The following is a 7,745-nucleotide window of genomic DNA, read 5'->3' as shown; positions in this document are numbered from 1 at the left end:
AGCCAAGGCCGGCCAGCACGCGTGCGGTGTCCTCGCCGACCTGCACGAACCATGGGCTGCCGGCGGTCTCGACGAAGCGCTTGATGTAATCGGCCCGACGCGCCGGAGCCGCCACCGGGTCGCCGAGCGCGAAATGGTGCTTCATCTTGGTACCGAAGGCGATGTAGCCATCGGCGTCGCCGAAATAGGAAAGCTTGCCTTGCACGGCGGTGGAATAGGCGAGCGAGAAGTCGCCATAGCGGCGCACCAGTGCCAGGCGTTCGATATGGGTCAGCGCCTGCCGCTCGACCTCGGGCGCGGCGGCCTCAAGGATCTTGTCGAAATAGAACCGCAAGGAGGGCATGGTCGAGATTCCGCGTGCCGCCTACAGCGCCGGCCGTCCAGGACGCGCCAAGGTGCTGTAACACTTTGATTCTGCGCATGACTCGAAAATCGGACTCGATTTCGGGCATGCGCGTGGGGGATAACCGAGACCCGCCAGCCACCCAAGGCCTCGAATCAATCACATTGCCGCGACCTGATTACCGTTGATATCGCGCATATGCCATATAGAGCGCAACCGCGGCCCGGCGTGTGGCGCTAAATCGCATCGCTCGAAATTCGGCCGCGGTTTGCTGCAGGGGATCCTGCGCGCGATCAAACGGTTACAGCGTCCTGCGAGCCTTACGGCGGGACGTCCAATGGGATTCGAGTGAATGACTGATACGACAATCAGATCGGTTGCGGATCTGCCGGCCACGGTCGAGCCGGCAATCGTCGTCGGCGCCGGTGCTGCCGGGCTGGCTGCCGCGCATGCCTTGATGAACGCCGGCGTGCCTACGGCGATCCTGGAAAAGGAAAGCCGGCTGGCCGAGCCCTGGCACCGGCGCCACCAGCAATTGCATCTCAACACCCATCGCGATCTTTCTTCGCTGCCTGGTCTCGCCTTTCCCCCTGGCACGCCCGCCTTTCCGCAAAGAATGGTCGTCATCCGCCACATGAACGATTTCCAGAAGGAGAACCGGCTGCCGGTGCAGTTTGGCGTCGCGGTCGAAGAGATCATCTTCAAGGGCGATCACTGGGCATTGCGCACCAGCGCCGGACCGCGCTTGGCCCGCAATGTCGTCATCGCTACCGGCCGCGACAGGCAGCCGTTCACGCCCGAATGGAAAGGCATGAGGGATTTCGTCGGGCGCATCATCCATTCGGCGGATTTTGGTGACGCGCAAGCCTATGCGGGCCAAAAAGTGCTGGTCGTCGGCGCCGGCAATTCGGGCTTCGATGCGCTCAATCATCTGGCCGGCATAGACACGGCCGCCATCTGGCTGTCGGCCCGCAACGGTCCCGCCCTGCTGCCCAAGCGCATCTGCAAGATCGCCGTGCACCGGCTTTCGCCGATCATGGCGCGCTTGCCGTTGCGGCTCGCCGATGCGGTGATGGCGGCAACGCAGCGGCTGGTTTTCGGCGACCTGACCAAATTCGGTCTGCCGCCCGCGCCTGCGGGCGGCGCCAGCCGCCTGAGCTCGGATTACACCGCGATCGCCGCCGACGACGGCGCCGTCGGCGCCATCAAGGCCGGCAAGATCACCGTCGTGCCGGGCATACGGGAATTCACCCGCGATGGCGTGATCCTGGCCAATGGCAGCCTGATCCATCCCGACATCGTCATTGCCGCGACAGGCTACCGCACGGGGCTGGAGCCCATGGTCGGCAAGCTCGGCGTGCTCGACGCCAAGGGCGTTCCGCTCTTCAACGGTGGCGAAGCCGATCCAAAATTGCCCGGTCTGTGGTTCACCGGCATGCGGCCAAGCATTCGCGGCTGCTTCGCCAATGCCGGCATCCTGGCCAAGGCGATCGCCAAACGAATTGCAAGGTCGGCCTCGCACCAATCCAGCGCATCACGCTGATTTCGGTTCCAGCCGCCGGAAACCGACGGCTTCCATCAGCATGTCCTCTTCCACCATGCCGGCATTGTGCAAGGCGAGCAGGTTAAGCGCGATTTCCCGCGCGTCGGCGGAATCGGGATGTGCCTCGCGCCGCCGGCAGGCCTCGTCGAACACGCGCTGCAGCTTGGCGATATCGGCTGGCTTGAGCAAGCCACGGTCATAGACGGACTTCGACATGGCGATCTCCTGATAAAGACCTAGAGCGCCATGTTTAAATTGCCAATCTTTCCCGAGGCTTGACCGACTTCCCCCCGTCGCCTCGCCATCCTGGGGCGGAGCAAGGGGCGAAGCGACGCGGCGCAGACCCCAGGAGCTGCTCCGCAGCCCAAGGGATACATGCCGCGGCTCAAGGCGCAGCAGCGGCGCAAATTCTGCTCCGCTGCTGCCCATGCGAGTGGGCAATCAGACCGCGATCTTGCCGCCGCCCTGTTTGGTGATGGCGACGACCGACGGCCGCACCGGCATGTCGGGCTTGAAGTCGGGCCAACGCGTCGACAGGTCCTCATAGTAGGACGGGCGCCCGAACGCTTCCCAGTCCTCTCCGCCGTCGCCCGGATGCTGGACGGCGACGAAGGCGGTCTGGTCGTCGGGCGCAAACAGCGGACCGCACATTTCGGCGCCGATCGGCACGCGGAAGAATAGTTTCGAGGTCGCCCGCGCCGCCCCCTCCGTGTCCACCGCCCATAAGCCATCGGTGCGGCCGGTGGCTTTCGGACCCTGGCCGTCGGTCGCGACCCAGAGACGCCCGGCCGAATCGACCGCGCAATTGTCGGGCATGCCGAACCAGCCATTGGCCGTCGTTGCCGTCGAGAAGGTGGCACCGACATCGGCAACCGAGGGATCGCCGCATTTCAGCAGCACTTCCCACTTGCCCTTGGCGGCCGTGAAATCACCGCCGTCCTCGGCGATCTCGATGATGTGGCCGAAGGCGTTTTCGGCGCGCGGGTTGGCGGCGTCGACCTGGTCGGCCTTGCGCTTCGAATTGTTGGTCAGCATGACATAGACCTTGCCGTTGACGCCATTGGGCTGAATGTCTTCCGGGCGGTCCATCTTGGTGGCGCCGAGCAGGTCGGCGGCGCGGCGCGTCTCGATCAGCACGTCGGCCTGGCCAGTGAAACCGTTTTCAGCCGTCAGCGGCCCCTGGCCGAACACGATCGGCAGCCATTCGACCGTGCCGTCTTCGGCGAACCTGGCGACATGCAGCGTGCCATCGTCGAGCAGGTCCTTGTTGGCGGCACGGTCGTTCGGATTGAACGCGGCCCTGGTCACGAACTTGTAGACATAGTCGAAGCGCTCGTCGTCACCGAGATAGAAGACGACGCGGCCGTCCTTGGCGACGATCGATTCGGCGCCCTCATGCTTGAAGCGGCCCATGGCGGTGCGCTTCCTCGGCGTCGAGGTCGGGTCGTTGACATCGACCTCGACGATCCAGCCGAAGCGGTTGGCTTCGTTGGGTTCCTTGGCGAGGTCGAAACGCTCGTAATGCGCCGCCCATTCATAGGCGCCTTCGGGAATGCCGAGACGCTTGTAGTTCGCGGCTTCCTTGTGGTCTTCCGGCAGCTCGCCGGAAAAATAGCCATGGATGTTCTCCTCGGCCATCACATAGGTGCCCCAGGGCGTGACGCCGCCGGCGCAATTGTTGACGGTGCCGAAAACCTTGGTGCCGGACGGATCGGCTTTGGTCTTGACGCGGTCATGGCCGGCAACGGGGCCGGACAGCGCCATTTCGGTGTTGGCGGTGATGCGGCGATTGAGCTTGCCGTCGCGCACCACCTGCCATTTGCCACCGTCCTTGCGGATCTCGACGATGGTGCCGCCATGGGCGGCCATCTCGACATCGACCTGCTCCTTCGAGAGGGGTGCGACTTCTGCCGACTTCTTGCCGTCCTTCTCGACGATCTTTACGATGCCCGGGAACATCAGATGCGGATTGGTGTATTCGTGGTTGACCACCAGCAGGCCATGTTCGGCCGAGCCGTCGATCGGGATGTAGCCGACATAGTCATTGTTGTAGCCGAACTGTTTCGCCTGGGCCTCGGCCGACTGTTTCGTCGGGTCGAAGTCGGGCGAATCGGCAAACAACGGATCGCCCCAGCGCAGCAGGACATCGGCATCGTAACCCGACGCGACATGGTGCTTGTCGTCGATGCCGGCCTCAAGTTCGTCGAACGCGAAGGCCGAGCCTTCCGCGGCCCTGGCCTCGTCGGCGCTGATCAGCGCCAGCGGGCTGACGGTGGCGGCGATGGCCGAGACGGCCAGCGAGCCCTTGAGGAAGCCGCGGCGCGAGAACCGCGCGGCGATGATCTCGCCCATGGTGCGGTTGTCGGAGGCGTTGATGGCCGGGCCGTCGTTTTCCTCGAGCAGGCTGGTGCGGAATCGGGTGTCGGCGGAGCGAAGGTCAGTCATGGTGGCTTGCCTCTGGCTGTCGGGTTGGCTGGAGCGTGGGGTACCTGTTTGACCCCCCTTATAATCGCCGGGTCACATTTTCGTGACATCGGGAGACCTTTCAGGCGCGACAGGCATTACGCGCAGCGCTGGCTCAGCATTCCCGAAGGCCGTGAACTGCTCCGGAATCGTCTTTTCGAGAGGAAGGAGACCTTCGGCGGCATGTTTCGCCGCGCATCCATGGGGTCAGTCGTTGCAAACGGCCGGCTCGACAAAGTCACCTCCGCCGCCCCCGGCGGAGGTGACTTGATGTTCGGCGTCTGCCGTCGTCAGGCGTAGGGAAAGCGAGTCTCCCATTTAGCGATGGCGGTCGCGGCGCCGTTCATGCAAAGCTAATGTAGCATACGCTTGGGACTTTAGTCCAATCTTGCGCTTTCAAAGGTCCTAGTTGACAACCGCAACGGTCGGAGGTCGCTTCCGGACCCCGCGTCTTTCGGCAATGTTGTTGCACTGCAACGTTGGGGTGGGGCGCGCCGGGCTCAGTCGTCGGAGATCAAAATGCACAGATCGGTCACGACCCGTTGCTGCCGGCTGGCGCTCAAATCGGCAGCGGCGCTGGCGTTGACGATTGCTCCCTACCAAATTGTCCTGGAGGGCTCCGTTCCCGGCATTCACACCGCCAGCGCATACGCCAAGGGTGGCGGTAACAGCGGTGGTGGCGGCGGCAACGGCGGCAATTCCGGCGGCGGCAATGGAGGGAACAGCGGCGGGAATAGCGGGAATGGCAACAGCGGCAATAGCGGCAAATCGGGATCCAATCAGGGTAAGAGCGGAAGCCATGTCAATGCAAAGACCGGTGACAAGGTCGACGTGACCGGCAACAAGATCACGGTCCGGCATCCCGACGGCATAACGGAAAAGCTTGAGAACGGACGTTTCAGCATGAAGGACGCGCTCGGTCGCACGATCATCGACCGCCAGGCCACGCCGGCCGATGCCGATCGTCTCAAGGCCTTGTGAAGCTGGCCAACAGGCAACGGTCAGCTTTGCACGTCACCTCCGCCGCCCCCCGGCGGAGGTGACCTCGTTTTTGGCGGTGCCGCCCCGGTCCCCGAGGCGCGACGCGCTTTTGCGCGGTCCGCACCTTGCGGAGGCACGCAACCTTGCAATCGTTGTTTTGCGCAATCCAGGACGGAAACCGCTGCGAATTCCCCTAGAGCCGGATGATTTCAGGTCGAAATCGGCCTGAAATCTAAATCCGCCTCTAAATCAAAGAGATAGAGCATGATGTCTTCCGAAAACCGCTTCACACCTTTCGGCATCATGCTCTCGTTGCTTTAGGAAGGCCTGTCGCGGTCGCGCAACTCACGCATCATCAAGGCTGCTTCGGTGCGGTTTCGCACATTGAGCTTCGACAGCACCCCGGTCATGTGATGCTTGACGGTCTTCTCCTGCAGCTCAAGCCGCAAGGCGACTTCCTTGTTGCTCAGCCCCTCCGCCACCAGCCGCAGGATTTCCGTCTGCCGATCGGTGAGCTGCCGCAGCCGTTCCGCAATGCCGTCGGTCGGCTGCTGGGACTGGAGATCCGAAAGCAGCCGGGCCGACAGCGTCGGCGACAGATAGCTTTCGCCGGCTGCAACATTGCGCAGGATGTCGGCGAGCCCGCGCGACCCGACGCCTTTGAGGACATAGCCATTCACCCCTGCGTTCAGCGCCTTTGTCACATCGGCGTTGGCCTCCGAAACGGTCAGCATGACGATCTTCTGGGCCGGATGGCTGGCGAGAATGCTTGCCACCGCGGTCAGCCCGCCGCCCGGCATGGAGATATCGAGCAGCAAGATGTCGGGCCGCACCGTCGTGGCGAGGCGTTCGGCATCCTGCGCCGTGGCGCCCTCGCCAACCATCTCGAAGCCTCCGATCTCCGACAGGCTGCGCGTCACACCTTCGCGAAAGAGGGGGTGATCGTCGACAATGGCGATGCGAATGGTCCCAGTCATGCTTGCTCCTCGACCGATAGACGGATCACCAAACGCGTACCTTGCGGCCCGGTCAAGGTTTCGAACTGTCCGCCAATGCTTTCGACCCGCTCCCTGAGGCCGGCGAGGCCGAGACCCTCGACCCGTGCCGCCGGATCGAAACCGGGCCCGCCGTCCGACACTTCGACAAAAAGCCGGCCACCTTTCATCCCCGCACTCACCGCCTGATCCTTGCCCAACCCGTGGCGATAGGCGTTGTTCAGCCCTTCCTGGACGAAACGATAGATGCTGATCTTCTCGGAGGCGCCGGGCTCCGGCAAGTGTCCGGTCAGCGTCAGCGTCACCGACGTTCCCGTCCTCTGCTCGTGTTCCTTGACCGCCAGCCGCAGAATGTCGGTTGCGGCAGCCGTCTCGATCTGCGGCAAAACAAGGCCGGTGCAGATGCCGCGTATTTCGCGCATCGCGTCCTCCAGTGTCTTGCGGATCATTGCGACCTCGGTCGAACGGCTTACGCTCGAATGGCCGTCGCTGGAAAATATCGGGCTGTCCATGCGCAGCGCCGCCAGTGCCACGAGTTGGGCCGGGCCGTCATGGAGGTCGGCGCCGATCCGGCGCAGATATCTTTCGTTGAGCGCGGTGGCGCGGCGGGACGCCCGTTGCACGCGCAGTCGCAAAGCACTGTTTTGCGCCACCAGACCCTGCAGCTCCGAGACCTGGCGGCGCAGTGCCCCACGCTGATCGTCGATGGTGCGGCTGCCGCGCAGGACGATGCCCGACAGGAGCAGGAATGCCGCGAGCGTCGCGCCGGCCACGATCAGCCAGCTCGACCACAGGGCGGACGCCAGGGTGGCCTGGAAATCGTCGGCGATCTCATAAAACTCGGTGACCGCCACCACCTCGCCCGACCAGGGCTCGCGCACGGGATTGTATATCTCCAGCAATGGCAAGCCGGTAGCCTTCTCCTCGCGTTCATCATCATCGAATGTATTGAATTCAGCGACGACATTGCCTTCGAAGGCGGAACGCAGATTGTCGCTCGGACCGAAGCGGCGGCCGATCAGGGACGCCTCCTTAGCGTAGAGAACCGTGCCGTCGCGGCGCCAGAGCACGAACGATTGGAGGCGCTTGCCGAGCGCGCCCTGGCCAAGCGTCTCGTCCAGCGCCTGCTTGACGGACTCGCTGAGCTCCTGGTCCTTGCGTAAGTCGGGAAGCAGCGGCGCAATCACGCTGTCGACATAGAGCGCCGTCGTGGCGGCCGAATTGCGGATGACGCCGTCCCGGATCTGCGCCGTCACCCAGGTGCCCACCACCAACATGACGGCCAGCAGGCCAAAGCCGCCGGCAACGACGAATTGCAGGGCAAGGGAAAGCTCGCTCCAGCGCCGCATCAGGTTTTGAAAACTGCGAATCATGAGCCCCTGACCGCCCTTCGAACCGACAGATTGGGCGATGTTAGTAC

7 protein-coding genes are annotated in these 7,745 nt (G+C 63.7%); 2 read left to right on the top strand and 5 right to left on the bottom strand.

All coding sequences use genetic code 11. The features are described from left to right. The coding region (locus EN906_RS15505; protein WP_127375244.1) for a phosphatidylglycerol lysyltransferase domain-containing protein at positions 1 to 343 on the bottom strand (343 nt) is incomplete at its 3' end. A 352-nt stretch (positions 344 to 695) separates the two neighbouring features. Here EN906_RS15505 and EN906_RS15500 point away from each other — a divergent pair. After that, complete coding sequence (locus EN906_RS15500; RefSeq protein ID WP_127269737.1) at positions 696 to 1,886, top strand: NAD(P)/FAD-dependent oxidoreductase; 1,191 nt, start codon at positions 696 to 698, stop codon at positions 1,884 to 1,886. Here EN906_RS15500 and EN906_RS15495 read toward each other — a convergent pair. Both EN906_RS15495 and EN906_RS15490 read right to left on the bottom strand, forming a co-directional pair. Continuing rightward, on the bottom strand, positions 1,878 to 2,102 hold the full coding sequence (locus EN906_RS15495) for a hypothetical protein (RefSeq protein WP_013528677.1): 225 nt from the start codon (positions 2,100 to 2,102) through the stop codon (positions 1,878 to 1,880). The genes EN906_RS15500 and EN906_RS15495 overlap by 9 nt on opposite strands. A gap of 225 nt (positions 2,103 to 2,327) precedes the next feature. After that, the gene (locus tag EN906_RS15490; RefSeq protein ID WP_127267188.1) at positions 2,328 to 4,331 is read right to left on the bottom strand and encodes a PhoX family phosphatase; all 2,004 of its coding nucleotides are present in this window, start codon (positions 4,329 to 4,331) and stop codon (positions 2,328 to 2,330) included. A 537-nt stretch (positions 4,332 to 4,868) separates the two neighbouring features. Between EN906_RS15490 and EN906_RS15485 the strand changes: the two genes are divergently transcribed. Beyond that, a complete protein-coding gene (locus EN906_RS15485; protein ID WP_127267187.1) occupies positions 4,869 to 5,330 on the top strand; it encodes a hypothetical protein in 462 nt (153 codons plus the stop codon). A 317-nt stretch (positions 5,331 to 5,647) separates the two neighbouring features. On the opposite strand, the gene EN906_RS15480 is transcribed toward EN906_RS15485, so the two are convergent. Further along, on the bottom strand, positions 5,648 to 6,307 hold the full coding sequence (locus tag EN906_RS15480; RefSeq protein WP_023813468.1) for a response regulator transcription factor: 660 nt from the start codon (positions 6,305 to 6,307) through the stop codon (positions 5,648 to 5,650). Further along, positions 6,304 to 7,698: a sensor histidine kinase gene (locus EN906_RS15475; RefSeq protein ID WP_127267186.1), complete on the bottom strand. Its 1,395-nt coding sequence runs from the start codon at positions 7,696 to 7,698 to the stop codon at positions 6,304 to 6,306. Before EN906_RS15475 ends, EN906_RS15480 begins: the two co-directional genes overlap by 4 nt. Between the last annotated feature and the right edge of the window lie 47 nt (positions 7,699 to 7,745).

The sequence above is a fragment of the Mesorhizobium sp. M7A.F.Ca.CA.004.06.1.1 genome, from assembly GCF_003999135.1.
Lineage (GTDB): Bacteria > Pseudomonadota > Alphaproteobacteria > Rhizobiales > Rhizobiaceae > Mesorhizobium.
Note: the sequence above shows the minus strand (reverse complement) of the source record. Positions and strands in the feature narration are given on the sequence as shown.

Coding starts and splice junctions, on each gene's coding strand:
- EN906_RS15500 (WP_127269737.1), top strand. CDS start 696: ATGACTGATACGACAATCAGATCGGTTGCGGATCTGCCGGCCACGGTC.
- EN906_RS15495 (WP_013528677.1), bottom strand. CDS start 2,102: ATGTCGAAGTCCGTCTATGACCGTGGCTTGCTCAAGCCAGCCGATATC.
- EN906_RS15490 (WP_127267188.1), bottom strand. CDS start 4,331: ATGACTGACCTTCGCTCCGCCGACACCCGATTCCGCACCAGCCTGCTC.
- EN906_RS15485 (WP_127267187.1), top strand. CDS start 4,869: ATGCACAGATCGGTCACGACCCGTTGCTGCCGGCTGGCGCTCAAATCG.
- EN906_RS15480 (WP_023813468.1), bottom strand. CDS start 6,307: ATGACTGGGACCATTCGCATCGCCATTGTCGACGATCACCCCCTCTTT.
- EN906_RS15475 (WP_127267186.1), bottom strand. CDS start 7,698: ATGATTCGCAGTTTTCAAAACCTGATGCGGCGCTGGAGCGAGCTTTCC.